Annotated in this window: 14 protein-coding genes; 8 read left to right on the top strand and 6 right to left on the bottom strand. The window is 44.7% G+C overall.

Translation table 11 applies throughout. The annotated features are described in order from the left end of the window. Nucleotides 1–384 precede the first annotated feature (384 nt). Nucleotides 385–654 (top strand): Lpp/OprI family alanine-zipper lipoprotein, encoded by a 270-nt coding sequence (locus AACR75_RS03380; protein ID WP_026027153.1) that lies wholly within the window; start codon nt 385–387, stop codon nt 652–654. A gap of 107 nt (nt 655–761) precedes the next feature. Here the strand turns inward: AACR75_RS03380 and AACR75_RS03385 are convergent, their stop codons facing one another. From AACR75_RS03385 to AACR75_RS03400, 4 genes are read right to left on the bottom strand one after another with little or no spacing between them, the layout of a single operon-like run. Then, nucleotides 762–1,685 carry a L,D-transpeptidase family protein gene (locus AACR75_RS03385; RefSeq protein WP_047688745.1) on the bottom strand — a complete coding sequence of 308 codons (924 nt, stop codon included), beginning with the start codon at nt 1,683–1,685 and terminating at the stop codon, nt 762–764. Between the two features lie 5 nt (nt 1,686–1,690). Beyond that, on the bottom strand, nt 1,691–3,103 hold the full coding sequence (gene phrB, locus AACR75_RS03390; RefSeq protein ID WP_047688747.1) for a deoxyribodipyrimidine photo-lyase: 1,413 nt from the start codon (nt 3,101–3,103) through the stop codon (nt 1,691–1,693). Nucleotides 3,104–3,119: 16 nt separating this feature from the next. Beyond that, nucleotides 3,120–3,953 carry a MerR family transcriptional regulator gene (locus AACR75_RS03395; RefSeq protein WP_047688749.1) on the bottom strand — a complete coding sequence of 278 codons (834 nt, stop codon included), beginning with the start codon at nt 3,951–3,953 and terminating at the stop codon, nt 3,120–3,122. Further along, on the bottom strand, nt 3,943–4,896 hold the full coding sequence (locus tag AACR75_RS03400; protein ID WP_047688751.1) for a YbgA family protein: 954 nt from the start codon (nt 4,894–4,896) through the stop codon (nt 3,943–3,945). The genes AACR75_RS03395 and AACR75_RS03400 overlap by 11 nt, the downstream gene beginning before the upstream one ends. 311 nt (nt 4,897–5,207) lie before the next feature. On the opposite strand from AACR75_RS03400, the gene deoD reads away from it, so the two are divergent. The 6 genes from deoD to AACR75_RS03430 all read left to right on the top strand — a co-directional run bounded on the left by deoD (nt 5,208) and on the right by AACR75_RS03430 (nt 12,239). Further along, nucleotides 5,208–5,918, top strand: coding sequence for a purine-nucleoside phosphorylase (gene deoD, locus AACR75_RS03405; protein ID WP_013868368.1), 711 nt, complete (start codon nt 5,208–5,210; stop codon nt 5,916–5,918). Nucleotides 5,919–5,978: 60 nt separating this feature from the next. Further along, complete coding sequence (locus AACR75_RS03410) at nt 5,979–7,448, top strand: lactate dehydrogenase (RefSeq protein ID WP_026028170.1); 1,470 nt, start codon at nt 5,979–5,981, stop codon at nt 7,446–7,448. Nucleotides 7,449–7,611: 163 nt separating this feature from the next. Continuing rightward, nucleotides 7,612–9,099 carry a hypothetical protein gene (locus AACR75_RS03415; protein ID WP_013868366.1) on the top strand — a complete coding sequence of 496 codons (1,488 nt, stop codon included), beginning with the start codon at nt 7,612–7,614 and terminating at the stop codon, nt 9,097–9,099. Then, nucleotides 9,080–10,660 carry a diguanylate cyclase domain-containing protein gene (locus AACR75_RS03420; protein WP_013868365.1) on the top strand — a complete coding sequence of 527 codons (1,581 nt, stop codon included), beginning with the start codon at nt 9,080–9,082 and terminating at the stop codon, nt 10,658–10,660. Before AACR75_RS03415 ends, AACR75_RS03420 begins: the two co-directional genes overlap by 20 nt. 62 nt (nt 10,661–10,722) lie before the next feature. Next, nucleotides 10,723–11,109: a DUF3302 domain-containing protein gene (locus AACR75_RS03425; RefSeq protein WP_013868364.1), complete on the top strand. Its 387-nt coding sequence runs from the start codon at nt 10,723–10,725 to the stop codon at nt 11,107–11,109. Next, on the top strand, nt 11,109–12,239 hold the full coding sequence (locus AACR75_RS03430) for an HlyD family secretion protein (protein ID WP_013868363.1): 1,131 nt from the start codon (nt 11,109–11,111) through the stop codon (nt 12,237–12,239). The genes AACR75_RS03425 and AACR75_RS03430 overlap by 1 nt, the downstream gene beginning before the upstream one ends. 101 nt (nt 12,240–12,340) lie before the next feature. Here AACR75_RS03430 and AACR75_RS03435 read toward each other — a convergent pair whose 3' ends face one another. Further along, nucleotides 12,341–13,531, bottom strand: a complete 1,191-nt coding sequence (locus AACR75_RS03435) for an MFS transporter (RefSeq protein ID WP_019280775.1) — start codon at nt 13,529–13,531, stop codon at nt 12,341–12,343. Between AACR75_RS03435 and AACR75_RS03440 the strand changes: the two genes are divergently transcribed. After that, complete coding sequence (locus tag AACR75_RS03440) at nt 13,530–14,657, top strand: endonuclease/exonuclease/phosphatase family protein (RefSeq protein WP_047688753.1); 1,128 nt, start codon at nt 13,530–13,532, stop codon at nt 14,655–14,657. The genes AACR75_RS03435 and AACR75_RS03440 overlap by 2 nt on opposite strands. A gap of 12 nt (nt 14,658–14,669) precedes the next feature. On the opposite strand, the gene AACR75_RS03445 is transcribed toward AACR75_RS03440, so the two are convergent. Beyond that, nucleotides 14,670–14,957: a GNAT family N-acetyltransferase gene (locus AACR75_RS03445; protein ID WP_013868360.1), complete on the bottom strand. Its 288-nt coding sequence runs from the start codon at nt 14,955–14,957 to the stop codon at nt 14,670–14,672. Nucleotides 14,958–15,088 lie beyond the last annotated feature (131 nt).

Here is a 15,088-nt window from a genome sequence, read left to right on the forward strand (position 1 = left end):
GTTGCCACAATAAATAGGGCAAGAGGTCAAAATGAAAACGCAATATGATAGCCCGAAAGGCGCTTAGATAGATAGAGATCACATAAAAATAATCAGCAAGCACACTTTTTCAAGGCATAAGAAGATAGAAAATACGTCTCTTAACGATGAGACATAGCGGAGTAAATGAGCATAAATTGAAATTCTTGGATTATTTTGACGTTCGGCTACTGGGTGAACGCTAGAATAGTGTCTACAATTGAGTTCGTCACTATATGATGATTTCCAAACAAGTGTATACCCAAACAACTTGACGTTGCAGGTAAACAGCACCGCTGTAGCTTCAAGTAGGAAAAGTATAATAGGGCGTCATTGATAATAATCTTACAAACAAGGAGTTCAATAATGAATAAGATGTTAATTGCAGCTGCAGCCTCTTCTGTACTTCTACTTGCTGGTTGCGCATCAGGCCCTGATGACGCAGCAATGACGAAAATGGATCAGCTAAGCAACCAAGTTAGCCAACTCAGTGATCAAATTTCTGCACTTAAGAGCGAGCAATCGACACTTTCGTCTAAAGTAAGCCAAGCGGCTGATGCCGCTGCCGCTGCGCAAGAAGAAGCGGCTCGTGCAAACGAGCGCATCGATAATATTGCTCAGTCATACACGAAATAATTTCGTTATATTCAATAGCTGAAATGTCTTAAAGGCTTGTTAATTCAAGCCTTTTTTATTGCTGCTATTACACTATTCACCATTAATGAACTCATCAACTTCTTTAATTACTCCAATGAGGTTGGAAAATCTGCAGCCACAACTTCGACAGGCACACCATTTTGCGCCAAGATCACCGCTCTCGCTTTCGCATCTGATTTGTTAAATTCATCCAACCACCAGCGAAGTTCTTGCGGTACCTGCAACTCTTTTTTACTACCGTTACTGCGCGTTAAAGGTTCATGAGCTTCAAGAAATACGCTTCGATCTGGCTCTAAGGCTAATTTTATCGGCTCATCAATCACTTTCACTTTCTCGCCACGCTGAACCTGCTTAAACAGCCATTCAATATCCTTGGGATCCATACGAATACAACCTGAGCTGACTCTCATACCAATACCAAAATCTTTGTTGGTACCGTGGATCAAATAATCACCCGCACCATAAGCGAGACGAAGCGCGTATTCACCAAGCGGGTTATCTGGCCCAGCAGGCACCACCGCAGGCAGTTCAATACCTTTCGCTTTATATTCAGTGCGGATCGATTGAGGAGGTGTCCAAGTTGGGTTCGGCCGTTTTTGGCTGATAGTGGTTTCCATTTCGGGCGTATCACGACCAATACGGCCAATACCGACGGGGAAAATATGCACTTTGCGTTTTTCAGGCTCAAAGTAATAGAGCCGCAGTTCCGCTAAGTTGATGACGATGCCTTCGTAAGCCACGCGCGGTAAAATAATTTGTGACGGAATGGTTAGCACAAACTCTTGCTGCGGCAAAAATGGGTCAATTCCTTTGTTAGCCGCCATCAAAGATAAAAACCCAACATCGTACTGTTTTGCAATTTGCGCTAAGGTTTCGCCCTGCTCAATCACGTGATATTGAGTTCGGCCAACCATGCTACTGCCTTCGGCAGGAAAATCATAAGTCGCGGCAAACGCGTTCACACTGAGCGCACCCCAGCAACAACACAAAGAGAGTAGCTTGCGTAGCATGGTGATCAGGTATCCTTGGCGTCTTTATAGAGCTGTAAGGTTATCTCTCTTTCTACTTTATGATCAACCATTGGCGCGGGATATGACAAGGAATTGACGGCAGGGAATTTCCAAGGCGTGTGGATGCACTTATCTGGCAACGAAGCCAATTCAGGTACCCACTGACGAATAAAATCCCCTTTCGGATCAAAACGTTCCCCTTGGCTGGTAGGATTAAAAATTCGAAAATAAGGTTGCCCATCACACCCTGTTGAGGCGCACCACTGCCAACCGCCATTGTTCGATGCATAATCGCCATCCACTAATGTTTGCATAAAATATTGTTCACCAAGTCGCCAATCGATATGCAGATCTTTGGTTAGAAAACTGGCCACAACCATCCTTAATCGGTTATGCATCCACCCCGTTTTGTTCAGTTGGCGCATCGCCGCATCGACAATAGGGAACCCGGTTTGACCCTGCTGCCAACGTTCAAAGGCCGTTGAGTTCTCCCACCAAGATACATGTTTCCCCCAAGGTGCAAAATCTTTTCCCTTACAGAGATCAGGACGAAACCCGATCAGATGCTGATAGAATTCACGCCAAATAATTTCGCTCAGCCAAGTTTGCGCCCCTTCAGACAACCCAATATGTTGCGATTCAGCGTATAGACGCGCCATACATTGACGCGCAGAAAGCGCCCCTATTGCGAGATAAGGTGACAGTGCGCTGGTCGAATCCAACGCGGGAAAATCACGCTGCTGGTGGTAATTCTGTACCTTATCACGGCAAAACTGGCGTAATTTAGCGCGAATTGCATCGAACTCGACCACCCAATGATCACTGCTGATGCGTGGATAGCTGAACGAGCGGTGTTCGCTCCACAGCAACGGCTCAAGATCCTTTATGCGTTTATAATGTGCAGAAATAGGCGTTGGTAAAATTTGAGGTAGAGCCGCTTGTGATAACCACGCTCGTTTAAAAGGCGTAAAGACTTTGAAATAATCACCTTGCTTGTTTTTGACCGAACCGGGCGCAATAATGCACTTATCGTCGTATGCTCGCCACTCGATCTGGCTCTCTAGGCAAAACTGGTTCGCCATCTCATCACGCTGCAACTCATTGATTTCATACTCGCGATTAACTAACACTGCGCTGGCATTGAGCTGCTTAGCCATGGTGGCGATCTGCTGCGCAGCATCAGCGTAATCATCAACTTCCTCATACAGCAGAGCAATATTGAGTGCTTGCAGTTCACGTTGCAGCTCAAATAAACGCCGATAGATAAGATCCGCCTGCATCGGAGCAAGATGGTGTTTTTGCCACTGTGCTGGCGTTGCAATGAATACGGCAACAACAGGTTCTTCGCCATCAATGGCGGCATGTAATGCCGTATTATCAACGGATCGTAAATCTCGGCGCAGCCAGAGTAATTTCACTGTGCATCCTTACTGATTAATCTAACGAATGGTGCAGACGAGCAACCACATCTGACAACGAAAGCTTATCTCCCAGTGAGATACGCAATTTCCGTAACGCTTGAACTTGCTGCTCGGTTAACGCTCGATTGGCAAACAGCGCAACCTGTTGGTAGTTTGCTAAAGCATCATGATCAACAAGAGCGGTAAGATCTTCGACACCATCTAAGATAGTGAGGTTATACCCAGCTTCCACCTTTCCCACGAACCATAACCAAGCCAGTATGCTCGATGTTGGATCAAGATTAACGCAAAGACATTTTCCTTTAGTTGCCGCTTTGTTTTCCGCTTCAATGATCGAGCTCAACTTGCTTATCATCAGTGCCTGAAAAAGCCCTTTTTGCAAACTGCGCAGCGGTCCTTTAACCCGCTCTAACGTGTCGATGACAGGAAAGACAAACTGCTGCTCAACAATCTCTAACGGATACTCTTTCAATACTGTAGCAATGGTTGATTCCGCTTTGCCTTTATTGAGATCCACTAAAGCTTGCAGCAATTGTTCTTGCTCTAAAAGCTCTGAACCATGATTTGCCAAAGTATCGATGATGCTTTCACTGCCACTAAGCAATGCACTCACTTTGCCAATCGAAACCCCTTTCGCCAGCCAGCCTTGAATAGTGCGAATCGTCGCAATATCCTCTTGTGAATAAAGGCGATGCCCTTTTTCCGTGCGCTGTGGCTGAACGAGGTGATAGCGGCGCTGCCATGCACGCAAGGTAACGGGCTTTACTCCAGTCATCTCGGCAACGTCTCGAATAGCGTATAATTTTTCAGTCATCATGTTTTCAGTCAGTGCGTTCTCATAGTCCATAACGTAGCCTTAACGTTTGTGGATAAGGCGATAAATAGTGCTGTTGCTGCAGATAAGCATCGGGATACATTTTTATGTAATGTTTGAGCAACGTAATAGGCGCAAGTAAAGGAAGAACACCTGTTCGGTAATCATCAATGACCTGAGCTAATTCTGCTTTTTGCTCTTTGTTTAAGGCTCGTTTGAAGTAACCCTGAATATGCATTAGAACATTGGTGTTATTTTTACGGCTCGCTCTGTGTTTGAGTGCATCCATTAGCCCTTGGCGATAGTGCTCAATAAAATACTGTGGCGGATGCTGCTTGACTTCAGCCACCAAACGGCCGAGTTCTCGATACGCTTGCGGGTGATGCGCCATTAACGTCAATTTGTAGCGTGAATGAAAGGCCACCACTTTGCCCGGTGTCGGGTTGTCACCTATCGATTGATAAAAGTCATGTAAACAGTAGACACGCGTAATGAAGTTTTCGCGAAGCACAGGATCATGCAAACGGCCATCTTCCTCTACAGGCAACCACGGCATTTTACGCATCAAAGTGGCGGTATAAAGCCCAACGCCCTCTTTATCCGCTCGCTGATGCTTATAGACTTTGACTCTTTCCATGCCACATGTTGGGGATTTCGCACAAACGATATAACCACACAATTTCATCAATTCGAGTTCATCAACTTTTCGTTCTGAGAAATCGAACATGGCTTGCGTGTAATCTTTGGTTTCATCTTTAGTTTCAACCAGCGCTAAACGCTCTTCGTGAGAGATCAAGCGAATGGTAGGCCTTGGCACGGTTAAGCCAATCGAAACCTCTGGGCAAACAGGTATGAAAGAGAAATAATTCGTTAACTCTTTGGTCACAAAGTCACTCGCTTTGTGGCCAGAATCAAAACGGACTTGCTCTCCCAGCACACATGCACTGATCCCGATACGAATTTCTGGATTACTCATCGCCGCCTCATATACAAAAATATTTGTTGTATAATGTATAGCACACTCCAACAACCTTATACAAAATATATTTATGTACACATAAAAGGTAAACGTTTACCCAAATCGATTGCCTTACCACTTTCAACACTTTTAGTTATCAATGAGCTCGCAAAAGGGTATTAACCTTCATTCTGTGACTAATCTCTCAAGGAACAGTGTCAGGTCTAGCTAGTATTGCCTCAACAAAACACATCAGATTCAACAGAATTAGTAATTTAATCCACTTATTGCGGATAAATCGCTGACTCGAAAACTTTGGAGTAACAACGATGGCAACCCCACACATTAATGCGCAAGTTGGTGATTTCGCTGAAACCGTTCTAATGCCAGGCGATCCATTACGTGCAAAATACATTGCTGAAACTTTTTTAGATGATGCTAAACAGGTTTGTGATGTTCGCAGTATGTTCGGTTATACCGGTACTTATAAGGGTAAAAAAGTATCCGTTATGGGCCACGGTATGGGCATTCCATCATGCTCGATTTATGTTCACGAGTTGATTTCAGAATACGGTGTAAAAAATATCATCCGTATTGGTAGCTGTGGCGCAGTTCGTGACGATGTCAATCTAATGGATATCGTTATTGGTATGGGTGCTTCAACCGATTCCAAAGTTAACCGCATCCGTTTTAACAACCACGATTTTGCCGCGATTGCGGATTACGGATTGCTTGAAACAGCTGTCAATCAAGCACGCGCACAAAACGTGCCCGTGAAGGTAGGCAACGTGTTTTCCGCTGATCTGTTCTACACGCCTGAAGGTGATTTATTCGAAAAAATGAATAAGCTTGGCATCTTAGGTGTGGATATGGAAGCGGCCGGTATTTATGGTGTTGCAGCGGATCTAGGCGCAAAAGCATTGACGATTCTTACGGTGTCAGACCACATCATTCGCGGTGAGAAATTAAGCTCTGAAGATCGCCAAACCTCTTTTAACGACATGATGAAAGTCGCGCTTGAAACAGCGATTAGTATCTAATTTTTAAACCTCAGCTGCTCACCCAAATTGGCAGCCTTAAATTACCCCGAGGGGGCGATTGTGTCCAACGACCAACTACCCAAGGACGCAGATGGTTTACAACTCAACTTTTGTAAAACATTGGCGTGTGACAACTTTGGACTGAGTGAAGCCGAACGGTACGTTCTGCAGCGCGTAAACCCGAAGCGTCCAACGATGGTTTGTCGTGAATGTGGAGCTTTCCCCCCCTTACTTAACAACCGAGAAGTGTTAAACGAATTACACCGTTTAAGACAGCTTCACAGCGACGGGTTGCCCGCTTGTCGCAGTGATGATTGCCAAAATTTCGGTTTATCTGTTCATACGCACAAACACCTCTATCACGCTTTTGGCTACAGCGGCGATCGCCAGCGATACCGTTGCAAAGCTTGTCAGAGTACCTTTGTTGATAAGTGGTCAGGAGCCAACAAAAAACTCGTTTTTCAAGAAACCTTACTCGGCCTACTCTTCATGAGTTATTCGGTGCGAGAGATTTGCCGTAAATTATCCATCAACCCAAAAACGTTTTATGATCATGTCGAGCACATTGCCAGTCGCTGTCGGCGAAAACTGGCCATGATTGATGCGCGTTGGGTGAATCATGCAAACCAATATGAACTGGCTTGCAATTACATACCGCTCCAGCCCCATAGCGACAACGGCGTATTGTGGTTTGCAACAGGTGAAGCCAAAACAGGCTATATACTCTGTCAGCACGTAAACTATTCCGCCAATGAAGAGCCTGCAGGCGAGCTTGATCACAACCCCTATCACTCGCCCGCGCGTTTTGTTTCTCGTGAACATTCATCCGAAGCGAATCTACCCACTCCTGACGCATCTCCGCTATTACGTGAGCGTATTGATCAGAAATACCAAACAATTTTAGCCCGCGGTAATGTTGAAGACCCCATGGGTAACCTCACCACTTTTCATTACCCTTCTAAAGGCGCCTTGATTCGCCCTCCTTACACCTCTTATGCTCACTTCCTCCACGTGCTGGATTTGTGCCTTGAAGATAAGCGAGTTTCTATCTATCTGCCTCAAGATCCGGTTTTACGTTCTGCCGCATTGAGCGTCTGTTTGCCGCGAATCAAGCGTAAGAATGTTGACTTGATGTACGTTGAGGAAGATCCGCAATGGCAAAATGGACATTCCGTGAATAAAACGGACATTGTTCACATGGGATGGTGGCGAGATCGCTGGGCTATTGCCAATCAGGCACAGGCTGCCAAAGGTGTTTGCTATTTGGCAGGAGACAATCCAACACCCGAAGCTTGGCTCGATAAAGCATCGATTAAGCAAACAGAGTTCTATCAAAAACGCTTCCAGCTGTTATTCGAAAGCTTTATCAACGAACCGAGGCGCAAACTTCGCCCTGGCGGCCTACAACCAATGCTGGATATTTTTCGTGCTTGGCACAATCTGTGCTACCAAGATAAACATGGATTCACCGCCGCCCAAAATTTGGAATTAACCAAACATCCACTGACATTGAAAGAACTACTCTCTTAGATTTTTAGGTTATATTTAGACTGTGGATTGTGAAGTAGCGCAGATTATTGTGGTAATGAATAACCAATGCACCCACTTTTGGGAAAGTAAATAGTGCGCTTTAACGTTGGCTTCATATAATGAATCGGTGACTTAGGCTTCTTACTTTTGAGGAACAGCCCGTTTGGATAAAAGCCAATACCTTCTTGAAATTGAAATAGAACAGCTTAGAGCCCGTATTGAAACTGAGCCGGAGAAGGTGTCGATCGTCGCGGAGCAGTGTTTATTGAGAGCACAGCAGATCTTTTTCCCAGAAGGGGCGATTCAATGTTTGATCATTTTATCTCGCTGCGCTTGGTGTCTAATGGACTACCGCGTGGGTTTAAAATACATTAAAGAAGCCTTATCCACTCAAAATACCCTCGATACTGATGATTGCCTTCCCGAAATTCTGCATATTCACGCGCTGCAACTTTGGGGTCAGGCAAAATATTATACCGCCCAACAATATTGGATAAATGCCTTAGAACAATCAGCTCTGGTTGATGAAGTTGATATCCAGATAGAGTGCCTCATTGGTCTGGGTAATGTTTGGCGTATTACCAACGAATATCAACTTTCATGTTCAACACACGAGCTAGCCGTTAAAGTTGCTAATAATGCCCGTATCCATTGGTTAGAAGGCAAAGCCCGTATTCTGTGGGCATGGGATCTCTATCTACTTAACCAATACATCGATATGCTCACGGTGCTCGATGGTGCAGAAGAAGCGCTACAGGATCATCCCGATAAAACTTGGCAAGCCGAGGTTTGGGATTTTCGCGGCTTGGCACTGCTCGGGCTTGAACGAATCGAAGATGCGGAAGCGGCAACCACCAAAGCACTCGAACTTGCTGTTGAGCATAACCTTGTGTGGATGAAGGCTCACTCATTCATTAGTCGAGCTCGTTTGGAACTGCTGAGAAAAGACTCCAAGAAAGCAACTGAGCTGTTGCTTCTTGCTGAAGCCTCCGCGGCTTCGTTTGATAAAGGTGAGCTACTTTCACAAATTTGCTACCAACAATCCCTAGTCGCAGAGCAGCGTGGTGATTTTAAAGCTTCTTTAGCCTCATTTAAGAAATATCGCCAATTTACGGTTGAGATGCTTCGAGAACAAACGGCGCGCATTGGCCTTGATAAAGCAAGAGCCTCTAAGCGACAACTTGAGCAACGAGCACGTAAACTCATTAACCGTATTCGTGGTCAACACGAATACGACCCAGAGAAACATCTCTCCAATGTAGTTTCAGAGACTTATTGGTGGGAACAACTCATGCTATTCAAGACCGAGTTGAAGCATTCTAATCACGCCGTCATTGTCATCCAACATAACGACTCAAAGTACCTCGATGTATGTACCGAGATTGCCCACTCGCTCTGTAACCAAAAAGATCTCGTTTCTCGTTTAAGTAGCGAACGCTTAGCGCTGCTTCTTGCCGATAAAGGCGATGCAGCGCTGCACGTCTTCCATGTATTGGCTAAGATGATTGAAATATACCCCTGGGAAAGAAAAGGATTAACGGGGTCGCTACCTCAAGTGATGTTCCAAGACATTTTGAGTTTCCCATTCACATTAGAACAACTGGAAGACAGTCAACCTCAGGAATGGTCGCATGGAAGTACTGCTCAGTAAGATTAAAGATACGGGTTTGGATGCCACCTCCGTTTCCGGAGAGGAGGCCATCATTTTCTGGAATCACGTCCGACAACATATAGCCTCAACATCAAAAGAAAAAGCACTTAGCTACATCATCAGTGCAGAGTATCGTTCAGAACTGCATCAGTCGTCCGCCAGCATAGAGGAGCTTCGTCACGCCTTAGCATTACTTGAATTGCCTAAGGACGCCGAAATTATTTTGTCTGTGAAAAACAGTTTGAGCGATCGCCTAATGGAAAGCGGTGAATTTGCCGCAGCGCTCAACGAATATGTGTCCGCTTCTAATATTGCCGTCGACACGGGTTACATTGACGAATATGTACTAGCCGTCATTGGCATGGGTAACCTGTGTGATGCTTATGGCGAACACAGCCGAGCCCTTCGTTACTATCAAAAAATTGATAGTATTGATCACGCAATCACCAGCCGCTCATTACGCCTGCGTTATAAACTTTACATGCTATCGTGTTACATTCAACTGCACCGAATCTCCGCCGCCACCGACCTAATTAAAGAGTGTGAAGAGCTGAGTATTTTGGTCAGCGATAAAATTCTTACCGGGCAAATTTCACTCTATCAAGCTCAACTTTATCTTCATCAGGATCAAGTCGATAAAGCGCTCATTACGCTCTCTAGTGTTCAGTACAGTGCTGGGAATATGAATTCCACCTGGCTATCGAATATGATTCGAATTGAAACGGCCAACTGCCTGGCTAAAATAGGCAAAAGTCATATTGCCAATATGATGCTGGCCAGTACAGACAAACGTCTGCAACGATACACGTCACCCACGATGGCCAAGCAGCTGTATCGAGCATTCAGTGCCGTGTGCGAGCGCCAAGGCCTTTATCAAGCCGCCCTGATTTATGAAAAAAAGGGCTTTCGAATTGAAACTGATCTGATGAAAAACATCCCGATTAGTGAGCTGGGGGCCAATCAACTGCGTCGCTTATCGCGCTTTGAATTGCAATTGAAATTGATCTTATCTGAGATTGAAAATCGCGAGCTCAAAGAAACCACCGAACATCAAAAGAATGCTGTAGCCCAACTTCAACAGGATGTCTTCACTGACCCACTCACCACCTTACACAACCGCCGCTGGTTAGATGTAAAGCTGAAAGACCTACTGCTTCATGAGAAGCTATTTGCATTTTTAGTCATTGATATTGACCATTTTAAATCGATTAATGATGAACTTAGTCACTTGGTTGGTGACAAAGCGATAGTCAATGTTTCACGTGAGTTGAAAAACTACTTTAAATTCCGAGGCTCCTCCTGTGTCCGTTTTGGTGGAGAAGAGTTTCTGGTGATTTTAGAAGATTGCTCGCTCGACCAAGCTGAAATGCATGCCGAAAACTATCGAGAACGCATATTCCAATTTGGTTGGCACGATATTCTAGGTGAGCGCGGCTTAACCGTCAGTATCGGTATAACCTTGCATCGAGATGGTGAAAATACACAACGCACATTCTACCGCGCCGACAAAGCCTTATATCGCGCGAAAGCGAATGGCCGCAACCAAGTGTGCACTGAGTAACTTTCCATCACGTTAAGCTATTGGCTGCCGTTTACACTCGTCATTGAAATACAGGAGCAACTATGTTTTTAGATTACTTTGCCCTTGGTCTACTGATTTTCGTAGCCTTGGTCATTTTTTATGGAATCATCGTCATTCATGATATCCCCTATGAAATCGCCAAAGAGCGCGACCATCCACATCAAGATGCCATTCATGTTTCTGGCTGGGTCAGTCTATTTACCTTACATGCAATCTGGCCATTTTTGTGGATTTGGGCAACCTTATGGCGAAAAGATCGCGGGTGGGGGTTCACTAAACTTCAAGAAGAGCAGCACGATATTCATCATCGTGTCGATGAACTTATCGATCAAGTCGCAACACTCACTCGAGAATTACATGAGTTAAAAGCGCAGCCACCCGTTGCTCAAGCGAACATCGACCATGCCAGTAATCAGGAGACAAAATAATGGATTTACTTCTGATCATGACTTATGCCGCTTTATGTATTGCGATATTCAAAGTCTTTAAAATTCCATTAAATAAGTGGACCGTCCCTACCGCTGTATTAGGTGGCGTTATTTTGATCGGCACCCTGATCTTACTGATGAACTATAATCATCCTTTTACTCAATTGGGTAGCCAAGTTTTTTCCACAACACCTGTCGTCTCAGGAGTACGAGGAAGAGTGATTGAGGTTCCGGTACAAGCAAACCAGCCCTTAAAACAAGGTGATGTGCTTTTTAGAATTGACCCTGTGCCTTTTGAAGCGGAATTGGCAAAAATTGAAGCTCAGATCAAAGAGGCGAGCCAAGGTGCACTCGGCCTAGAATCGAATGTTTCTGAAGCTGCGGCAGCGAAAGTACAGGCTATCGCTGACCGGGATAAAGCACAACGTGAGTATGCTCGTTATCAACGTGGGTATGATAAAGGTGCATTCACCGAACAAGATCTTGATACCCGTCGCCAAGCTTATAAAGCAGCAGAGGCAGCAGTAGAAGTCGCCCAAGCACGTCTAAATCAAGCCAATATCTCCTTAAACTCAGAAATCAATGGTGAGAATACTACCGTTGCTCGCCTGCTTGCCGATTTTAGACAAGCCCAATTCAACCTTGAACAAACCATTGTCAGAGCGCCTACTGATGGCTATGTGACGCAATTAGCTCTCAGACCAGGTGCGATGTCCGTACCATTACCCTTAGCGCCAATGATGACGTTTGTACACACAGAAGATAAAATCTACACAGCTGCATTTAGGCAAAATTCTCTTCAACGCCTAAAACCGGGCTTTGAAGCCGAGTTTTTGTTCAGAGCACTGCCCGGAAAAGTCTTCAAAGGAGAAGTGGTTGAGATATTGCCTGTGATTGGTGAAAGCCAGATCCAAGCACGAGGCACCTTGCTAGGAACTGAGGCATTACGTACCAATGGACGCGTACTCGTCACCCTTAAAGTTACCGATGATTTAAGCGATTATCACCTACCGCTCGGAACCGCTTTTGAAGCCGCTATCTATTCAGACAGTTTCTCTCATGTCTCGATTATGCGTAAGGTACTCATCCGGATGAAAAGTTGGCAAAACTATCTCTACATAGATCATTAGATACCATCCATCACGACATACGTTGAAAAACAGCCAACCCAGATGTTGCTTGTCTAGTGACTATTGGCATCATGTTAAAAGGGTCGTAAACGACCCTTTTGCTACCTGTCGCTCCAACGCAGAATTCTAACTTCATTACCCGCTTCGGGTTTTACTGGAATATTGAGTGATAAAAGCAGCGAAACAAGTGCCATTACCGCTCCAATGTAAAAGACGCTCGCCGGAGAGATAAGCCAAATTAAACCAAACGTGGCGGGGATGAACACGGCCGCAATATGATTAATGGTAAAAGAAACTCCCGCTGTAGACGCCATGTCCGCAGGATCTGCAATTTTCTGAAAATAAGTTTTAATCGCCAAAGCCAAGGCAAAAAAGAGGTGGTCAACCACATAAAGTGCCGCCGCCCAATGTGCGTTTTGTACAAGACCGTACCCAACAAAAACAACAATTAACCCCGTGTATTCAAACAGTAACGCTTTACGCTCGCCGACTACACCAATGAACTTACCAATACGTTTAGCAAACAAAAAGTTGAACAAATAGTTGATCAAAAACAGTAAGGTAATATCGGCCGCTGAATAGCCAAATTTCTCCACCATAAGGAAACCAGCGAAAACAGTGAAAATTTGCCTACGCGCACCACTCATGAAGGTCAAGGCGTAATACAGCCAATAACGTTTGCGTAGCACGAGCTTTTTATTTTGTGGCACTTCCGCTTTAAATTCAGGAAAGGCAAATGCAATGATCAACACCAGCACAAAACCAGCACCGCCAGAAATGGCATAGACCCATTTAAAATCGAGCTGAAACACTTCTAACATTACCCACAAAGCACCGTAGGTGATCAGTGATGCAAGTGCTCCAACCGAAATGAGTTTGCCAAGCATTTCTGGCGCTTCATCTTTATTTAACCACTGCAAAGACAAGGATTGTTTAAGCGTTTCAAAGTAGTGAAACCCAGTCGACATCAATAATGTCGTGAGCAGTAACCCGGTTAAAGAAGGGAAAAAACCCGTCATCGCGGTTCCTAACGTCAACATACCTAATGAGATCAGGATAAATCGCTGCTCTCGAATGAACAGTAAAACGAATACGGCGGTGAAGGCTAAAAATCCGGGGATTTCTCGTACACTTTGTAATAAGCCAATGTCTGAACCATCGAAATTCGCTTTTTCAATCACGAAATTATTCAACAGTGCCATCCAACTAGAAAATGCAATCGGCACAATAATGGAGATAATCAATAGGAAATTTTGTGGCGTGCGCCAACCTTGAGAGGCTTTAGGGTACATGAGAGATCCTTATCTATGTTTCAGCGCATCATATACTCAAGTCGCCTTAAAAGGCGAGAGCTCATCACAACAGGAAACAAGGTTAGGGATTAGCACTGCTAAATTACACCGTTCGGGTATAAGATCGACCGAGACACAAATATTGGGATTTAACATGACGATTACGTTCGCAACGATTAATTTATTCAATTATTTAGCTCCGCCGAACGCATATTATCAGTTCGATAATATTTACACGCAAGCAGAGTGGCAGAAAAAAAAGCAATGGTTTAGCCAGAAGATCAAACAGCTGGATGCCGATATCATTGGCTTTCAAGAAGTTTTCAGTTTTGATGAACTGCGCAACCAGATGATGGATTTAGGCTACCCGTATGTGGCCTGTGTAGATGAACCTATCGTCAAAGATGGATACATCTATAGCCATCCGGTTGTAGTAATTGCCTCTCGCTATTCTCTGCGCCAAGTGAGCGCCGTACATGGCACGTTACCAAACCAAGCTGCCCCTTTTTGCTTTAATCGTACACCGTTACACGCTACGGTTTGCCTACCAATGCTCGGGGATATCGATGTCTATATTGTGCATTTTAAATCTCAACGTCCGGCAGAATCGCCTGCGGCACCTCATCATCTGATCGATGAATGGCAACAAGAAACGCTAGGACGCTGGCTCTCTACTGTTCAGCGAGGCTTTGAAGCAAACCTGACTCACCAATATATCGTCAATACTCAAAAACAAACTGGGCGGCCTTGTGTGCTAATGGGCGATTTTAATAAACCGTTACATCACGAAGAGTTTCAAGGACTACTATCACAGGCCTTATACCGCAGACCAGATACACAGCAACCGCTGGCTGGCTATGCGCTTTACGATGCTTGGGATCTGCATACCGAGAGTGTTGAGCAGCCTCGCAAAGCCACTCATTACGCCGGCTCCACGGGATCTGTACTCGACTATATTCTCCTTTCCGCAGACTTCGCGCCTTTTATCCAGCCAATGAAAAGCTATATCAGCCACTATACTGTGCTTGATCAACATCTGGTCAACCCGAGCTATGAGCTCGATAACTTTAGTACTGACCATGCACTGGTCGCGGTCACATTAAAAGTAAACACAGCACCGAGCTAATGGGCTTGTATGCTACGACTCTCGATGCAATAAATGCTGCCATTCACTGTGTCGATTTAAATAATGCACAACATAACTACAGACAGGTTTGATGGTGTAACCTTGCGCTTCAATTTGCGGTAATACACTCTCCATCATTATTTTCCCGTATCCTTTACCCTGAAGTTCATCCGGTACGCGAGTCGAAGTAATAAACAACACTTCATCCTGCTGTTGGTATGTCACAGTTGCGAATAGATTTCCCTCAAGATGTACTTTATATTGACAATTTTGTATATCATGTTGCACTTCATGAATCATAGTAACGTCCTAATTGATATATAAATCAAATAAATTGATATTCTCAGAATTGAATCTTCCAACATCTACCCCTAGAATTTAAACTATTACAAAAATTAGAATAAAATGCAGCTACTGCATCACGGAGAAAA

The sequence above is a fragment of the Vibrio sp. ZOR0018 genome, from assembly GCF_963865925.1.
Lineage (GTDB): Bacteria > Pseudomonadota > Gammaproteobacteria > Enterobacterales > Vibrionaceae > Vibrio > Vibrio anguillarum.